This is a genomic window from Nocardia sp. NPDC059229, assembly GCF_042754165.1.
GTDB lineage: Bacteria > Actinomycetota > Actinomycetes > Mycobacteriales > Mycobacteriaceae > Nocardia.
The window spans coordinates 50,747-65,774 of the sequence record NZ_JBHZAK010000006.1; the positions used below are offsets into that span (position 1 = coordinate 50,747).

At 65.3% G+C, this 15,028-nt stretch carries 18 protein-coding genes; 6 read left to right on the forward strand and 12 right to left on the reverse strand.

The window, feature by feature from the left end; translation table 11 throughout:
- Window positions 1-150: 150 nt before the first annotated feature.
- Window positions 151-1,068 (reverse strand): helix-turn-helix domain-containing protein, encoded by a 918-nt coding sequence (locus ACFXHE_RS15710; RefSeq protein ID WP_379383552.1) that lies wholly within the window; start codon window positions 1,066-1,068, stop codon window positions 151-153.
- An 86-nt stretch (window positions 1,069-1,154) separates the two neighbouring features.
- Between ACFXHE_RS15710 and ACFXHE_RS15715 the strand changes: the two genes are divergently transcribed.
- The gene (locus tag ACFXHE_RS15715) at window positions 1,155-1,421 is read left to right on the forward strand and encodes a hypothetical protein (RefSeq protein ID WP_379383554.1); all 267 of its coding nucleotides are present in this window, start codon (window positions 1,155-1,157) and stop codon (window positions 1,419-1,421) included.
- 73 nt (window positions 1,422-1,494) lie between these two features.
- Here ACFXHE_RS15715 and ACFXHE_RS15720 read toward each other — a convergent pair whose 3' ends face one another.
- The 3 genes from ACFXHE_RS15720 to ACFXHE_RS15730 all read right to left on the reverse strand — a co-directional run bounded on the left by ACFXHE_RS15720 (window position 1,495) and on the right by ACFXHE_RS15730 (window position 4,059).
- On the reverse strand, window positions 1,495-2,109 hold the full coding sequence (locus ACFXHE_RS15720; protein ID WP_379383556.1) for an SDR family oxidoreductase: 615 nt from the start codon (window positions 2,107-2,109) through the stop codon (window positions 1,495-1,497).
- 25 nt (window positions 2,110-2,134) lie between these two features.
- Entirely contained in the window at window positions 2,135-2,815 is a 681-nt protein-coding gene (locus ACFXHE_RS15725; protein WP_379383558.1) for an SDR family oxidoreductase, read from the reverse strand.
- A 425-nt stretch (window positions 2,816-3,240) separates the two neighbouring features.
- Window positions 3,241-4,059: an MBL fold metallo-hydrolase gene (locus ACFXHE_RS15730; RefSeq protein WP_379383560.1), complete on the reverse strand. Its 819-nt coding sequence runs from the start codon at window positions 4,057-4,059 to the stop codon at window positions 3,241-3,243.
- Window positions 4,060-4,166: 107 nt separating this feature from the next.
- Here ACFXHE_RS15730 and ACFXHE_RS15735 point away from each other — a divergent pair, with 107 nt between their 5' ends.
- Window positions 4,167-4,778 (forward strand): helix-turn-helix domain-containing protein, encoded by a 612-nt coding sequence (locus ACFXHE_RS15735; RefSeq protein ID WP_379383562.1) that lies wholly within the window; start codon window positions 4,167-4,169, stop codon window positions 4,776-4,778.
- Between the two features lie 240 nt (window positions 4,779-5,018).
- On the opposite strand, the gene ACFXHE_RS15740 is transcribed toward ACFXHE_RS15735, so the two are convergent.
- The 3 genes from ACFXHE_RS15740 to ACFXHE_RS15750 form a co-directional block, all read right to left on the reverse strand.
- The gene (locus tag ACFXHE_RS15740; RefSeq protein WP_379383564.1) at window positions 5,019-5,306 is read right to left on the reverse strand and encodes a hypothetical protein; all 288 of its coding nucleotides are present in this window, start codon (window positions 5,304-5,306) and stop codon (window positions 5,019-5,021) included.
- A gap of 7 nt (window positions 5,307-5,313) precedes the next feature.
- Window positions 5,314-5,547, reverse strand: coding sequence for a hypothetical protein (locus tag ACFXHE_RS15745; RefSeq protein ID WP_379383566.1), 234 nt, complete (start codon window positions 5,545-5,547; stop codon window positions 5,314-5,316).
- A 139-nt stretch (window positions 5,548-5,686) separates the two neighbouring features.
- A complete protein-coding gene (locus ACFXHE_RS15750; protein ID WP_379383568.1) occupies window positions 5,687-5,887 on the reverse strand; it encodes a hypothetical protein in 201 nt (66 codons plus the stop codon).
- 565 nt (window positions 5,888-6,452) lie between these two features.
- Between ACFXHE_RS15750 and ACFXHE_RS15755 the strand changes: the two genes are divergently transcribed.
- Window positions 6,453-6,788, forward strand: coding sequence for a hypothetical protein (locus ACFXHE_RS15755; RefSeq protein ID WP_379383570.1), 336 nt, complete (start codon window positions 6,453-6,455; stop codon window positions 6,786-6,788).
- A 263-nt stretch (window positions 6,789-7,051) separates the two neighbouring features.
- Here the strand turns inward: ACFXHE_RS15755 and ACFXHE_RS15760 are convergent, their stop codons facing one another.
- Window positions 7,052-7,732 carry a class I SAM-dependent DNA methyltransferase gene (locus ACFXHE_RS15760; protein ID WP_379384164.1) on the reverse strand — a complete coding sequence of 227 codons (681 nt, stop codon included), beginning with the start codon at window positions 7,730-7,732 and terminating at the stop codon, window positions 7,052-7,054.
- Between the two features lie 222 nt (window positions 7,733-7,954).
- Here ACFXHE_RS15760 and ACFXHE_RS15765 point away from each other — a divergent pair, with 222 nt between their 5' ends.
- Window positions 7,955-9,016: a protein kinase family protein gene (locus tag ACFXHE_RS15765; RefSeq protein WP_379383572.1), complete on the forward strand. Its 1,062-nt coding sequence runs from the start codon at window positions 7,955-7,957 to the stop codon at window positions 9,014-9,016.
- A gap of 344 nt (window positions 9,017-9,360) precedes the next feature.
- Here the strand turns inward: ACFXHE_RS15765 and ACFXHE_RS15770 are convergent, their stop codons facing one another.
- Window positions 9,361-10,863 (reverse strand): MFS transporter, encoded by a 1,503-nt coding sequence (locus tag ACFXHE_RS15770; protein ID WP_379383574.1) that lies wholly within the window; start codon window positions 10,861-10,863, stop codon window positions 9,361-9,363.
- A 90-nt stretch (window positions 10,864-10,953) separates the two neighbouring features.
- On the opposite strand from ACFXHE_RS15770, the gene ACFXHE_RS15775 reads away from it, so the two are divergent.
- Window positions 10,954-11,610, forward strand: coding sequence for a TetR/AcrR family transcriptional regulator (locus ACFXHE_RS15775; RefSeq protein WP_379383576.1), 657 nt, complete (start codon window positions 10,954-10,956; stop codon window positions 11,608-11,610).
- A gap of 216 nt (window positions 11,611-11,826) precedes the next feature.
- Window positions 11,827-12,054, forward strand: a complete 228-nt coding sequence (locus tag ACFXHE_RS15780) for a hypothetical protein (RefSeq protein ID WP_379383578.1) — start codon at window positions 11,827-11,829, stop codon at window positions 12,052-12,054.
- 298 nt (window positions 12,055-12,352) lie between these two features.
- Here the strand turns inward: ACFXHE_RS15780 and ACFXHE_RS15785 are convergent, their stop codons facing one another.
- The 3 genes from ACFXHE_RS15785 to ACFXHE_RS15795 all read right to left on the reverse strand — a co-directional run bounded on the left by ACFXHE_RS15785 (window position 12,353) and on the right by ACFXHE_RS15795 (window position 15,028).
- Complete coding sequence (locus ACFXHE_RS15785) at window positions 12,353-13,783, reverse strand: three-helix bundle dimerization domain-containing protein (RefSeq protein ID WP_379383580.1); 1,431 nt, start codon at window positions 13,781-13,783, stop codon at window positions 12,353-12,355.
- Between the two features lie 229 nt (window positions 13,784-14,012).
- A complete protein-coding gene (locus tag ACFXHE_RS15790; protein ID WP_379383582.1) occupies window positions 14,013-14,447 on the reverse strand; it encodes a ferritin-like domain-containing protein in 435 nt (144 codons plus the stop codon).
- Window positions 14,444-15,028 carry a hypothetical protein gene (locus ACFXHE_RS15795; protein ID WP_379383584.1) on the reverse strand — a complete coding sequence of 195 codons (585 nt, stop codon included), beginning with the start codon at window positions 15,026-15,028 and terminating at the stop codon, window positions 14,444-14,446. Before ACFXHE_RS15795 ends, ACFXHE_RS15790 begins: the two co-directional genes overlap by 4 nt.

Genomic DNA, 15,028 nt, shown 5'->3' on the forward strand with positions numbered 1-15,028 from the left:
TTTTTTTGGGTGGGGTTTTTTTTTTTGGGGGGGGGGGGGGGTTTTTTTTGGTGGCGCCGGGTGTGGGGGTTGGGGGGGCCGGCGCGGTGCGCCCGCCCCCCCCCACCACCCCCACGTGCGGCCGACCCCTCGACGGCCGCTGGAAACAGGTCAATTGGTTACGATGCCGTGGATTTCGTCCCGGAGTTCGGCAAGGAATACGCGGGCATCGGTGTCGAACACGGCCATTCGAGTCAAAGCCACCCAGCGGCGGCGATGGGCGTCGACAAGTTCGGGGCCGCGAGTGACCATGCTTCCCGGGATCGGTTCCGCCGAGGCGAGTGCGTGGTCCTCGTTCTCGTAAATGACGAAACCGTGCGGGATCGTGGTGCTCGCCTCGATATCCTGCGGAATTACCCCGATGCTGACCGTATCGAGGGTCTCGATCGAGATGATCCGGTCCAGTTGCGCGAGGAGCACGCGATGCGGGCCGGGCCGAAAGCGCAGGGCCGCTTCGGTGATCAGGAATTCGAAGCGCTTCGCGGGGTCGTACAGCACACGCTGGCGATCCAGGCGCGCGGCGAGCGCGGCCGCCAGAGCATCGGGCGTATAGGGCGGATCGAAAGTGGCGAACACCCGGCGGGCGTAGTCGGCGGTCTGGAGCAGACCCGGCACCAGTGCGGGCTGGAAGTTCCGCACCACGTGCGCGTCCTCCTCGAATGCCCGTACGTCGTCCTGCAAATGCGGTCGCTCTGCGAGTGAGGCCGCCCAGTCCTGCAGCTCGGGCGAGTGCGCCGCTGCGGTGAGAGTACGCAAAGAATCTCGAGAATTCTCTTCTGCCCCAACCGCTTTGGCCCAGTCGAGCACCTGCGGTAGTGGGGGAACCACGTGGCCGGCTTCGATCCGAGACAACGTCGACTGGCTGATTCCGACTTGTTTGGCCAACTCCCGCCCGGAGATTCCGGCCATGTCCCGCAACCGGCGCAGCTCCGCGCCCAACTGCTGGCGCGGGTGCGACTGGCGCGCAACGGAATTCGCGGCGGTTGCCGCCGCCGTCGCGCTCTCTGCCGGTTGATTCACTGGAACCATGATGATTCAGATCGAATCATCTTGATTCATGCGAGTCAAGGCTCGGCCGGTCGCAACGTGAATCAGGCGTGTGTGGGATCGGACACATGAGCAAGGAGGACCGCGCCGAGGAGCTGAACCATTGGGAGAGCAGGCTTGCCGAAGATCCCGACTACTGCGACGGTTACGGTCGACGCATCGCTGACTGGCTGCGCGAATCGAAGGCAGCCGACAAAGATCTCATCGGCTTCTGGGGGTGGCTAGCGGCCACACAATCCCACTGGCAAACCGGCTGCACCCTGCCTGGGCAGCCATACGTGAGCATCCGCTATTGCGTGCTGACCGTGCTGACCGAACCGGCCGGCACGGGATGACGGAAGATTAACTGGCCGTAGCCATCCGGGGTTGGCCGAAGGCACCATAATGCCGGATGGCGGGCTGTTCGGATCAATCAGCGGTCAGGGCGGTGAAAGCCGTGGGCCAGTCCACAGGGGTATGCCCGTCATACAGTTCGAAAGTCTTGCCTTGGGATTCGGGGTAGAGCAGGGCCGCGACCGCTGCCTGGGCAACGATCTCGCGGCTGACGCGACCGTCGCCGCGATCGCCCTGTTCGAGATGCACACCGGTGGCAGGTGAATTCGTGAGCCAGCTGGGGCGGACGATCGCATACGGTGCGCCGCTGTTCCGCAGTGCCTGTTCACCGGCTCCGCGAGCGCGGATGATGCCTGCCATGTCGGGATGTTCGGCGGCGCGGGTGATGTAGATCTGGGAGATCAGAACAATGGGGATCTTCTGTGCGGCGGCTAGTTCGGCGAGCTGTCCGACTCCGGTGTGCATCACCGCGTCGGCGGCCGCGTCATCCACGGGCGGCTCGACCGAGACGATGATGCCGTCGACGCCGGCCAGCATCCGGGGATCGAGCGGGTTCGCCAGGTCGACCGCGATGCTCTGCTCGTCCCGGGGATGCCGGGTGCCGACGACCACCTCGTGACCGAGGTTGCGGAGTAGGTCGACGGCTTGCCTGCCAGTGCGGCCCGTGCCTCCGATGACCAGGTACTTCATGAAACTCCTCTGTTGCGGAAACTTGTCACCAGGGCAGGGGGTGGCCGTCGCGGAAGAAGCCCCCGGTGGGGCCGGAGTCGGGCAGTGTTGCGGCCCAGACGATTCCGGCCGCGCCCTCGGCGACGGGGCGGCCGCCGGGGCCGCCCATATCGGTGGCCACCCAGCCCGGGCAGATGGAGTTGACCAGGATGTGATCGGAGCGCAGCTCGGCGGCCAGCATGCGGGTGAGAGCGTTGAGGGCCACCTTGGTTGTGTTGTAGGCGGGGGTGCCGCCGCCCATGCCGGTGAGGGAGGCGGCTTCGCTGGAGACGTTCACGATGCGGGGATGGGAGCTCTTGCGTAGCAACGGCAAGAAGGCATGGACCATGCGCCAGGGCCCGTAGAGGTTGGTCTCCGCGGCCTCATGCACGACTGCCAGGTCCGCGGTCGCGGCGCGCTGCCAGGTGTCGTAGGTGATTGCGGCACTATTGATCAGGACATCCAGCCGACCGTGCACACCTTCCACTTCCCGGGCCGCCGCCACGACGCTGGCGTTGTCGGTGACATCCAGCAGCAACGGGAACGCCCCCACCTCTGCGGCCGCGGTCTTCCCGGCTTTCTCCGACCGCGCACCCAGCAACACAGTGAACCCGAGTTCGGCCAGCTGCCTGCAGACTTCCCGGCCGATCCCGCGGTTGCCGCCGGTGACCAGCGCGATATCGCTCATAATTGTCGATCTTGCCGCTGAATCGCCAAGTCGTCGAGTCGCTTTCGCTCAACGGGGTCAGGAAGGCCCTCGAAGCTTCGCGGATTCGACGACAAGCGCTGAAGTTTCGTGCTCAGCGTCCGTTGAGCAATAGTGCCTCGCGCACGGCGATGCAGAGCGCGCGAGGTATCGCGTTTTCGGCCACGAGCGCATCGGCCTCGGAGGCAATCGGTGTGCCGTAGCGTTCGATGACATCTCAACCATCCGCACATGCCGATGAGCGATCAGAATGTAGGGCCGCCTTGGACCGCGGCGGCGGTAGTGGCTGAAGCGGGCTTGGTGCTGGCGGCGACGCCAGCGTCTTCAGCGTGGTCGCCGGATTCCCTTTTGCGGCAAGTGTTTTCGATGCCGCCATCCCGAGCGCGGCCCGGAGCCGACAGGCTCGATCAGCCGATCGGTGGTGCGAGGTATTCCAGCGCATAACCATCGCCGGAGGGGGTTACGCGGGCGATGCCGGGTGAGTCGAGGTGGGCGCCGGCTACGAAGTGGTGTGGCTGGGTCAGTTGTTCGAGGAGAGCCGCTCGCGCGGCGCGGGCCTGGGGCTGGTTGCCGTCGAGTTCCCAGGACACGTTCGGCTGATCGAATTGGAGCGTGGGAACGTGAACGGTGTCGCCCCAGACGAGAAGGTGGCCGGTGCCGCTCCTGACGTCGTAGACGGTGTGACCGGGTGTGTGGCCCGGTGTCGGGATCGTGGTGGTCCAGGCGTTGATCGCGACGTTCTCCGACACGGGTACGACCCGGTCGCGGATCGGCTCGAGCCGCCCTGTGAACACCGAGGTGTCGCCCGCGCCGATCCACACGCGCTCGAGTTCGGTGAACGCCTCTGAACCGTCCGGCGCGATCAGGCCGCTCACGTGGTCTTCGTGGTTGTGGGTGATGGCCACATCGGTGACCTGCGCGCGGTCGATTCCAGCTTCGTCGAGCGCGGCGTAGATCAATCCCATGGTGGGGTCGTGCCAGACGTTGGACGCGCCGGTGTCGATGAGAACCGACCGCGTGCCGTCGGTGACGAAGAAGGCGTTGACCGACAGTCGTAGGTTGTCGCCGGCCAGCGGCACGGCGGCCGGCAGCTCATCGAGCGTGCGCCCATCCTCGTCGCGGAGCCGCGTCGGCGGCATGTCGATGTACCCGTCTCGCAACGAGATCACCAGCAGATCGCCGAATTCGAACGTGGCATGGTGCTGGCCACTCGAGATCAAACGCATGGAACCTCCGTCGTGTTGGCGCATATCGCGCGTCTCCGATAGAAGACTATATCTTCTTTAGGAGAAATCTACACTGTGGGCAGCAAGGTATCCATCGATCGAGGAGCATGGTGGTCGAGCAAGACGGAAACGCGGCTGAACCACAGCACGGTGACGACCTGGCCGGCGCGTTCGGCGCCAACGTGCGGCGACGCCGCGAGGAGGCGGGCCTGACGCTGGAGCAGCTGTCCACACAGTCGTCGGTCAGCCGGGCGATGCTGTCCAAGGTCGAACGCGGTGAGAAGAGCCCGACGATCGGCGTCGCGTCCAGGATCGCCCACGCGCTCGACGCGTCGCTCTCGGAGCTGATCGGTGGGGCGGCTGCTGCCGCGTCTGGTGTGGCCGTTGTCCTGCGCAAGAACGATCGCCCCGTTTTCCGTGACCCGGAAACCGGCTTCGAACGGCACATGGTGTCAGCGGCTCCGGGCGCGGGAGGAGCCGAGATGGTCTTCCACTACCTCCCCGCACAGGTCTCTACCGGGCTGCTGCCCGCGTATCCGCCGGGTACGGAGAAACAACTCGTGGTGCTCGAAGGCACCCTCACCGTCGCGATCGGCGGAATCATCGAGACCCTGAACACAGGCGACTCCCTGTTCTTCCAGGCCGACGCGGACCACGGCTTCGCCAACCGAACGAACGCCCCCTGCGAATACATCATGTTCATCTCGCGCAGAACCTGATGGCCCAGATCCGAATAGCCGACCACTGTGTCGAATTGGGATAGGTACGGTGCCCGGCGAGGCATGGCCGCTTCCATGGGCCGGCACACCTGTTCCCACTCGTCGCTGGTTGTCACCACCTAATGTGTCCGGTTGCCATCCGGGCTTCAGCAAGATCGACGAAACGCGCTGTGCCGCTACCCGCGCGCGGTTCGAAGCGTCCATGCGGCCCGCGGGGAAGTACTCGACGCAGAGTTCGCGTTAGTCGGTAGACGCTGCGTTGTTGAACCACGCGATGAAGCGGCGGGGAGCGAGCGTGCGGAGTTGTTCGCGGTCGACGCCGTAGCGGCGGAACAAGGCGAAGAGGTCGACGAAGGCGTTGTCATCGACCTGGGCACCGTTCACCGTGATGTACAGCGTCGTCCCACGACCCCGATAGGAGATGACGCATGGCAGCTTGTCCAGCCATTCGAAGAACGCCGCCTCGTCGTTGTAGGAGTAGTACCGGACCGATTCGGCCTCCAGGATCAGCTCATCGGCCGCGCCCATCTCGCCACTACCTGCCCTCGGGAATCGACAAGCCCAGTTCGCGCAGACGCGGCAAACACACCACCAGACACTGCTCCACCGAATCGGCGTCTGTTCGCACAAGGACGTCATTACGCAACGGAGCACCGCTGGCCACGAACGTCCACGGCCTGTCCCTCTCGGCCATCCGCTCGGCATCGGCCTTGAACAACACGGTTATGCCCTGCGCAGCAAGCGCTTCCATGATCGCGACAACATCCACTGGTGGTCCCTCCAGACTGGCTCGGAACGCACGATAATGTCGCATGCCACTGACCGAACAGGTCCCCACGGTTGTTGGAAGATCCACGGATCGAGAACGTCTCGAGTGATCGACCACCATCTGTAACGCGGCCGTGTACTCAGGTGTAGACATGGCGACCGTACTCACCGTGCGGCAGCGTGAAATCGTCCGGCCGTTCCGCGCGCAGACGGTTGTAACGCCGCTGGAACTCATCGATGGCCTCGTGGAGGCTGCAACCCATCTCGGTCATGATGGCTCGCAGCGCCTGGACAGCCTTCTCGGTGACGATCAGGTCGTCCACCGAGGTCTCGCCATTCACGTGAGCAGTGTGTCGGTGCACCGCGGGGATCGGCAACCGGATTCTGAAGAGGCCCTACTCCGAGAAAGTGCGGCCGACGCAACGAACGCACAATTACCGCAACCCGGGCGGACCGAACCGGCCAGCGGGGCATCGGAAGATCAACTGGCCGTGCCGATCCGAGCTCGACGGACTGCAACAGACCCCAATCGAAATGTGCCCAGTAGATGCGATTGCGTCCTGTATCGGGATCGAGTCCTTGGAAGCTGGCGACGCTTCCGACACTACCGAATCCGTCGACAACATCGGTCGGGCCCAGGGTTCCGTCATGGAACTCGTTCCAGGTGCACGACCAGGGCGTCAGGTCGGCAACAGATTCCAGCTGTCCCTTCCCCGCAGTGCGATCCATGTCGAACGTATCAGTGTGGCCGAAACGTATTGCAACACTGAGGGTTCCGCTTGATCGGAGCAGCCGCGTACCCGCCCGTGAACGCACTGAAATGCCTGCGGTTTGCCACCAACACAGAGGCGGTTGATCCGCCGGATCGGGATCGCGTTCGGATGGCTGCGCCGTTATGGTCCTGCCATGACACCGAATTGGGCCCCGGGCGACAAGTGTTGCCTGCCAGCCACCGCTGCCTACTGGCTTTGCGATGAACCGCAGCCGGGGTTGGTCCTGGTCGAGTTTGTTGATGCCAACGGTCGCCCCCACTGGCTGGTCGACAAGTGTGCCATCTTCGGTGCCGACCTGCTGCCGACATCAACCTACCCCCGAGCGACCCGCATTCAGTGCTCGATCGAAGAGATCAACGGCGACATCGCAACGGTCAGCCCGTGGTGGACGATCAGCCGTGTCGGCATACCCTTTCTCTTCGATGTCAAGCTGGAGGCTCTCGTTCGGGTGGTCACAGACTGGCAGTGAATCTCGGTCGCCGATGACGAATGTTCGAACGGTCAGAGCACAGGCCGCCAAACATCCTGGAATGCCGCGGACCGCGCTGACCGAGCTGGCCAGTGCGCGGCAGTGGAAAGTCAACGGGCACTGGGGCTTCGACGTCGACGGAACGCAGGTTACTGCCGAATGCAGTGCGTTTCTTCGATCGCCGGACCCTTCTACTGCGCCTGTCGAGTGGTTTGGTCGAGGCAGGATGTGAGAGCGACCTCGACGTTCATTGCATCCGTGGCTCAGAACGGCGTGATCACCTTTCGGGATCGGCAATCCTGGCGGCGCGCGAGAATGATCCCCCCGAGCTTGCTCTCGGCTGAGGTGAGAGTTCTGGATGCCTCGACGACGAAACCGGCATCCTCTAGCCACGCACGCATCTGGCTGTGCTGACGACGATGGACACAGAGGTTCATTTGGTGCCCGCCATAGCCATGGGTCATCAACTGCGACTCGTCTCCGACGTGGAAGCCGAGTAACAGTGGCCCGCCGGGCCGGAGCACTCGCTGGAAGTGTGTGAAGACCAAACTGATCTCATCGTCGGGGATGTGGATCAGCGAGTACCACGCGACCAGGCCGGCAATCGAGGCGTCCTCCAGAGCGAGGTTCGTCATTGAGCCAAGATCGAACCGGAGGTCGGGGTGATCACGCCGAGCCACCCCGATCATTCCGGGCGACAAGTCGATTCCGAACACGTCCGTGCCCAGTTGACGCAGGTGAGCTGTGATCCTCCCCGTCCCGCATCCCACATCCGCAACCGGCCCCCCGCCCTGGGCCCGCACCAGATCGGCGAACAACGCCAGAACGGCGCGCTCTTCGGGTGTTTCATCCAGAAGGTGACGCGTCAGGTCTGCATAACTGGCAGCGACGGTGTCGTACGACGCCCGCGTGTCTTCCAGCCAACCATCAGTGTTCGGTCCCATTCCCACGACCGCAGGTTACCCACCAGCCCGAACGAGACGACGGCTTAGTTCAGCGAAGTCGAGATCGACTGCACCACAGTCGATCTTGTCCAACTCGGGCTGTTGGTATTCGGGGGTCGTTCCTGACTGCCGAGTACCTTTGCGCCACCGGTGACAGTTGGGTCCGCGTACAGTCGATCTCCAATCGTTCGTACCCTGGGACAGGCACTAGCGAGGGTGTTCGTGCACGACGCAGATTCGTTGTATTCCGCCAGGTTGTCTCGATACGCGATGACACGCAGCCACCTGTCCGGGATGCCCGACCGCACGCTCGAACAGATCATGGCGGCAGGGATGCTGGATAGGTCCGGGATCGGCGGCCGATCGACGGTGGTCGACCTCGACGGGACACAGGTATTCGCCAAGCGAGTTCCGTTGACCGAGTTGGAGTTGCGACCCGAACATGCGCGGTCGACGGCGAACATCTTCGGCCTTCCCGCGTTCTATCAGTACGGACTGGGCTCGACGGGTTTCGGAGCCTGGCGGGAGCTGATGGCGCACATCATCACTACGGGCTGGGTACTCGAACACGATTATGTCGGTTTCCCACTCATGTACCACTGGCGAGTGTTACCCGATATCGCACCCCGGGATTTCGCCGACGAGTTCGGCGGCCTGGAAGGCGCTGTCGCACACTGGGACGGCTCGCTCGCGGTTCATCGCCGGTTGACCGCAATCAGCAAGTCCACATTCAGCCTCGTGCTCTTCCTCGAATACGTACCGTGCACTCTTGCCGACTGGCTGACCGGCCATCGCAGTGAAGCCGGAACGTATCAGTGGGCGGCGGAGGCATTGGCGCAAGGAACCGCCTTCCTGAGCAATCATGGATTTACCCACTTCGATGCGCATTTTGCCAACCTTCTGACCGACGGGCGGTTGATCTATTTCGCCGACCTCGGCCTAGCCCTCAGCTCCCAGTTCGACCTATCTCCGGCCGAAGCCGAGTTCCTCACCCGCCACCGCCTGTACGACAAGTGCTACACCGCCAACCACATGCTTGCCCATTATCTACTCGGAGACGTATGCGACAAGTCCGAATATGAAGCGCTCCTGTGCAATTGGATTGCGGGTCGCAGACCGGACAACATCTCACCCGAGCTCATCCCAATCATCGACCGCCATGCCCGGCCCGCGCTGATCCTCAATGGATTCCACCGCGACTTGCTCGCTCGAAGCAAGAGGGCGCTGTTCCCGCACGCCCGAATCGACCTGGCCTACAAGGGAAATCGACTGGCTGAGTACTGATTCGAAGAAGTGGAGGGGCTTGATCGCGAACCGTCGAGCAGGTCGATCCCCGTCACCGATGAACCTGCCGGATCGAGATTCAGCAATATGACGGATTCGCCGGCGCGTTCCAGTACGCCAACTCCCGGGCTCTGCGAACCAGGCCGGTTGGCGGGCGGAATCTGTTGCGCCACCGAGCATCCACTACTGGCCTGAACTCGCCGGGAGGCCGCCTAGTGCCTTGTTCGAACCGGCCACGTAGTTTCGTCGGAAGAGAAACGGACTGAGGCCATCTCGGGCTGACTGACTCCACAGAACGTTCTGCGGTGCCGCGTTGCGCCCGAGTTGGACCTCAGGTCCGATCGTCAGAGGCTGGTCGACGCCGTGGCGAACTCGCCGGCGCTCGCCAGGGCGATGTCCTCGTCGACCTCGTGCCGGGTCAGGCGCCGGCCGCTGGGGCCGAGGCCGAATCCGGCCAGGAGTGCTGCCACCGCGAAGAAGGCCGCGCCGGTGAAGAAGGCGATGCGGTAGGCGCCTTCGGCGGGCAGGGCCACGACCGCACCGTGGGGCAGGGCATGGCGCAGGGTGTCGCTGGTGAGGATCGTGACGACCAGCGCGCTGCCGATGGCGCCGCCGACGGTGCGCATGATCGAGTTGATCGAGTTGGCGATTCCGGTCTCGTGCGGGGCGACATTGGCGACCAGCAGGGCGGGCATGGCGGCGTAGGCGATCGCGATCGCGGCATTCGCGACGACCAGTGCGACAACGACTTCCGCGCTCGTCGCGTGGAGCAACGCCAGGGCGGTGAGAGCGCACAGGCCGATGACGCTGGCGAGCAGCAGAACAAAGCGCGGGCCGATCCGCCCAACCAGACGCCCGGCGAGCGGACCCATCACCACCGACACCACGGCGCCCGGCAGCATGAAGGCCACACTCGTGCGCAGCACCGAGGCGTCGAAACCGAACCCCGCCAGCGCCCGCGGCGTCGCCACGAAATAGGTCGCCCCCAGGAACACGCTGAACATCGCGAAACCGACGCAGAAACTGGCCAGGTTGGTCACCGCGACCGGCCGATGCGCCAGCAGCGAGGTCGCCACCAGCGGCTCACGCAGCTTGGACTGCAGCAGCAGGAACCCGGCCAGCACGATCGCCGCGGCCACGAACAGCCCGATCACTCGTGCGCTGCCCCAACCCCATTCGTGTCCTTGCGAGATCGGCAGCAGCAGGCAGACCAGACCGGTGCCGAGAACCGCGGCACCCACATAATCGACGCGGCCGCCCTGCCCCGCGCGGCGCGGCAGCGTCACGAACGCCAGCACCAGCACCACCGCCGTCAGCACGACGCACAGCCAGAAGATGCGGCGGTAGTCCGCACCGCCCTGTGTCAGCAGACCCGTCGCCACCAGCGCAACACCGCTGCCCACGCCCAGGGTCGACGCGGTCACTGCCAACGCCCCGGTCAGGCGCTCGGCGGGAAGTTCGTGACGCAGCACACTGATCGCCAGCGGGAACAGGCCGAAACTGGCTCCCTGCAGGGCCCGTCCGACGATGAGCAGATCGATGCTGTGCGCCGACGCGGCGAGCAGGCTGCCGGCCAGCGTGACCACGAGCGTCGCCAGCACGACCGGTTTGTGCCCGTAGACATCACCCAGGCGCCCCAACAGCGGCGTCAGCGCCGAGGCGGCCAGCATCGTCGCCGTCGTCACCCATCCGACGGTCGTCGCCGAGACCCCGAGTTGCAGACCGATCTGCGGCAGCGCCGGTACGGGGAGCGTCTGAGCCATGGCCAGAAGAAACACAGTGCTGGCCATGGTCAGCACGATCGCGGTCGGCGACGAAGCGCGCCGGAGCTCGAGCGGGGAGGTCATTGCTGGCACGCTACGCTGGAATCGACATAGTGTCGATTATGATAGACGCCACGTCGATAGCAGGAATGAAAATCGCTCTAGGGTGAGGTCATGGCGCAGAAGGGCGGATACGGAGTGAACCGGACCCAAGACACGACCGAAGGTCTCCGCCGCCGCGGCACCATGTCCAAAGGTGATCAGCGCGAGGCCCAGATCCTGCACGCGACCCGCCACCTGCTGACGAAGAAGCCGATGGCCAACCTGACCGTCGACGACATCACCAACGCGACCGGCATCTCACGCACCAGCTTCTACTTCTACTTCCCCTCCAAGCAGGCGGTCTTCGCCCGCCTCATGGAGGACGTGAGCGACCGCTACGCGCAAACCCACGTCTGGCTGCCGTCCACCGGCCCGCAGCGAGAGCTCCTGCGCGCCCAGCTCAGCGGAGCGGCCGAGATCTGGCACGACAACAGCGCGATCCTCGTCTGCTCGCTCGAGGGCTACGACAGCAGCTACCCCCCGCTGACCGAGTTCATCGCCGGCATCCAGGCACGATTCACCACTGGGCTCGCGGCCAAGATCGACCGCGACCGCGCGGCCGGGCTCGCTCCCGAGGGGATCGACTCGGCAACGCTCGCGGGCCTGGTCGCGCTCATGCGCGACGGGCGGCTCTCCCAGTTGTCCGCAGCGCCCCAGGATGACATGCCCAGCAGCATCGACGACCTCGCCGAGGCGATTTTGCGCCTGATCTACGGCCGACTCGATTGACATCGCCATGCGGTGCCCGGGGCGTGGCCAGGATCGGCGGCCGATTCGCGAACTGTCGCACTGAAGATCGGGGCCGGAACCGCTGAGCGGGAAGGTCGTTGGATAGTGCCGAGCCGGATCGATGCCGGATGCGGAACGGGCAGTGTGCGAATCGATTTCACCGAGGCAAGCTGTAACGCGGTCGGTCGAGACCGCCTACCGAACTGCTGCGGAGTCGTGACGGGCGTTGTGTTCGACGGCGGCGAAGACGATTACTACGAGCGCGCCGCTGTCCATTGGAACATGGTCATCGGCAACAAGGCGATGGGTGTGCTGATGAGCGGAATCCCTGAGCACCTGCTGACGCCCGAGGCGAACGTCTACCGGCTCGTACTGCATACGAAAGGGCTCATCCAGCACCCGGTGAACGGCACTAGATTCGGCATCTCTTCCTCGAGCGACTGACCCGCCAGATCAGTGCGACCGGCGATGCCCGGCTGTGCGCACGTCACCCTGTCCGAACTGGCCATCGAATTGTTCTATCCGCTCGACGAATTCACGGTCACAGCCCTGCGGGGTCTCGTGGTTCCGTAACCGTGGTCGGCGATTGCCGCAGCTCATCAGCATCCCCCTGACGCTTCGTTCGACTCGTCCCGGAGGAATTCGGGCCGGGTTCGTCGCTGGATGGAACCGGACCGGGTTGGCGGTCTTCCAGAGGGCCGCGCAACCCCTTCGGTGCTGCGCGGCCGGGGGACTCGGGCGCTCAGTTGTAGGACTTGGCGACGCCGTCGAGGAGGTGTTCGAGGGTGTCGTAGTCGGGTGGGCTGACCTGGTTGACGAGGTTCACGTCGACCGGGACCTGGTGGGCGGCGGTGGTATTCGTGAACAGGGTCACGTCGGTGGGGCGGAAGCCGTGTTCGGCGGCCAGGCGCTGCAGGTCGGGGTCGGTGGTGAGGAGCTTGCCGATCTGGTCGCCCTTGTCGTCGAGGGGGACCACGGTGTGCTGGGACATGACCGTCGGCTTGGGGTACATCAGGACCATGTCGGGCTTGAGCTGGTTGTGCACGGCCGCGTCGACGTACTGGGCCTCGTAGATCCAGGCCATGGGGACGGTGCCCATGCCGTTGGACAGGTAGTCCTTGAAGGGGCCGTCGCTGCTGGACTCGGTGAAGCCCTGCCGGGTGAACAGGCGCGAAACGCGGGACACCGCAAAGTCTTCCGCCTTGGCGCCACGCACGATGGTGTTGTCATTGGCGACGTAGGCGGTCACCGCCAGGTACATGGCCGCCGAGTTGGAGGTGCGTGGATCGGTCGTGGAGACCAGCACGTTCTTGGGCACCGAATAGGTCGAATTGCCCTCCAGCTGGTTCCACTGGACGCCCTTCTCGGCCAGAGCCAGATACTTCTCGACGTCGAAAGTCGTTGTCGCGCCCGGCTGCACGATCCCGGCCTGGGTCAGCAGGTCGGCGATCGGCTTGAAGGTGGCGATGACCATGGGGGAGGAGAACGGCACGTACTTGCCGGTCACCCCGCTCTTGCGCTGAACCAGCTCCGCGGCGGCCGAGCTGGACGGGAAGGCGAAGTCGTACTTGCCCAGATCGACGGAGGTGGCGATCTGCCGGGACCCCGCGGGCTCCACGTCCACCTTGAACCCGTGCTTGGCCAATGCGTCGGCCACCTTGGGGTCGTCGAAGAACGCCGACTTCTCCGAGCCGGCCACACCGTGCACCGTGGTCAGGGCCGGCGCGGCGGTGATTCCCGACGGCGAATCCGGTTGCCGCACAGCCATGATCACCGCGAACGCCAGCACCACTACGACACCCGCCGCGACCACGCTCAGCGCCCGCTTGTTCTCGACCAGCCGAGCCGGAACGAATCGCCCTGCGACAGCGGCGAATACGCTCGTGGTCTCCGCCGGATGCCCATCCGGTGAACCCTCCTCGCTGACCGCCGCCTTGGTCAGATCCACCTCCGTGGCAGCATTCATGGACCGCTTCGGATCCAATTCCCGCCGCGCAATCCGCTCGACGAGAATCGGTACGAACTCACGCACCGAATGCCCCTCGAACCGCTTGCGCACCGCCCCCACCACGGCCTCGACCCGCTCTGCCGGATGCGCCTCGCCATAGTCCTCGACCAGGCGATTCGTCACCTCCCGCAGTGCCTTCTCTTCCCGCGCAGCATCGACCGCCACAGCATCTCCTCGACCTCACACCGAATTCCGTTGCACGGCAGGAAATTGCGACAAGCCGCGCCGACCGGACCCTATCGGCGGCGGGTGCCGATCCGTGATCGAAAACGGAAACGGCAAGTGCGGGTCCGGCGAATTCCCGGTGACCTCCGACGCGGAAGACGGTGTCATCCGCGTCGGAGGACGGTGCGATCCGCTGCCCCACGCGGCACGGCGATGGGCCGCCGCGGCCTCAGGCTTGGCCGGGGAAGGCCACGGTGGCCGGGCTGGTGCCCAGGATCGACTGCCAAGTGGCAAGGCGCACAGCGCATTCGGTGAGCGCCTCGATACCGGTGCGGCGGAGATCGGGGTTGCCGGCGCGTTCGACCACCGAGCGCCAGGCCGCCGCCGCATCGGATTCGACGGTCACCGCCAGCTTGGCGGCCGGGATCGGGTCGTTCACCGGGACGGGGGAGGTGTAGGCGGCGGCGGGCTCGGGAACCGTTGCGCCGGAAGCCTTCAGCGTGTCGATGGTGGCGTCGCGGCGGGCGCGGTGGGATGCCGTGTACTCGGCGACGAGTTTGTCGCGGTCGTGGTTGGCGTAGGCCGCGATCACGCCGTAGGCGTAGACAGCGGCGTATTCGGCGCTCAACGCATCGATGAGTGCCTGCTGGTCGGTTGTGGTCATGCCAGGAGAACCCCCGCGTGGGTAGCGCACGACGCGCTGATCGAAGAGAGGAGACCGGCGCGGTAGCCGGAGAGCTGGGCCGACAGATCGGCGGCCGAACGCTGGGACTGCTGGAGCTGGGTGCGCAGCACGGCGACGCCCGGGGGCGGCACGGGCGCGGTCGGGGTGACCGGCGGGGTGCGGCGGCTGGGGGTGCTGCCATCGCCGTAAACGCCTATGGCGCGGTCGATTTCGGTGCGCAGAGCATCGGCGTGCGCGGTGCGCTGGGTCGCGATGGTCTGCAGTGCACCGGCCTTGTCGGGAGAGGTCGCGATGGCGGCGGTCGCGGCGGTCGCGTCGGTACGGGCCGAGGTCTCCTGCGCGATCAGCGGATCCGGAGCCGCAGGGGTGTCGTTCCTGGTGCAGGCGGCCAGCGCGCTCACCGCCGCCACCGCCAGCGCGCCGCCACCGGCCAGCCGCAGCGCGCTGCGGCGGTTCACGGCGGAGAGGGGAGGTTCGGGGGTGGGGGAGGACCCGGTTCGGTCCGGCGGGACCGTGAGACCGACGACATCGGCCGGAAGGCCGCTCTGACTGCTGGGCAC

Coding starts and splice junctions, on each gene's coding strand:
- ACFXHE_RS15710 (WP_379383552.1), bottom strand. CDS start 1,068: ATGGTTCCAGTGAATCAACCGGCAGAGAGCGCGACGGCGGCGGCAACC.
- ACFXHE_RS15715 (WP_379383554.1), top strand. CDS start 1,155: ATGAGCAAGGAGGACCGCGCCGAGGAGCTGAACCATTGGGAGAGCAGG.
- ACFXHE_RS15720 (WP_379383556.1), bottom strand. CDS start 2,109: ATGAAGTACCTGGTCATCGGAGGCACGGGCCGCACTGGCAGGCAAGCC.
- ACFXHE_RS15725 (WP_379383558.1), bottom strand. CDS start 2,815: ATGAGCGATATCGCGCTGGTCACCGGCGGCAACCGCGGGATCGGCCGG.
- ACFXHE_RS15730 (WP_379383560.1), bottom strand. CDS start 4,059: ATGCGTTTGATCTCGAGTGGCCAGCACCATGCCACGTTCGAATTCGGC.
- ACFXHE_RS15735 (WP_379383562.1), top strand. CDS start 4,167: ATGGTGGTCGAGCAAGACGGAAACGCGGCTGAACCACAGCACGGTGAC.
- ACFXHE_RS15740 (WP_379383564.1), bottom strand. CDS start 5,306: ATGGGCGCGGCCGATGAGCTGATCCTGGAGGCCGAATCGGTCCGGTAC.
- ACFXHE_RS15755 (WP_379383570.1), top strand. CDS start 6,453: ATGACACCGAATTGGGCCCCGGGCGACAAGTGTTGCCTGCCAGCCACC.
- ACFXHE_RS15760 (WP_379384164.1), bottom strand. CDS start 7,732: ATGGGACCGAACACTGATGGTTGGCTGGAAGACACGCGGGCGTCGTAC.
- ACFXHE_RS15770 (WP_379383574.1), bottom strand. CDS start 10,863: ATGACCTCCCCGCTCGAGCTCCGGCGCGCTTCGTCGCCGACCGCGATC.
- ACFXHE_RS15775 (WP_379383576.1), top strand. CDS start 10,954: ATGGCGCAGAAGGGCGGATACGGAGTGAACCGGACCCAAGACACGACC.
- ACFXHE_RS15790 (WP_379383582.1), bottom strand. CDS start 14,447: ATGACCACAACCGACCAGCAGGCACTCATCGATGCGTTGAGCGCCGAA.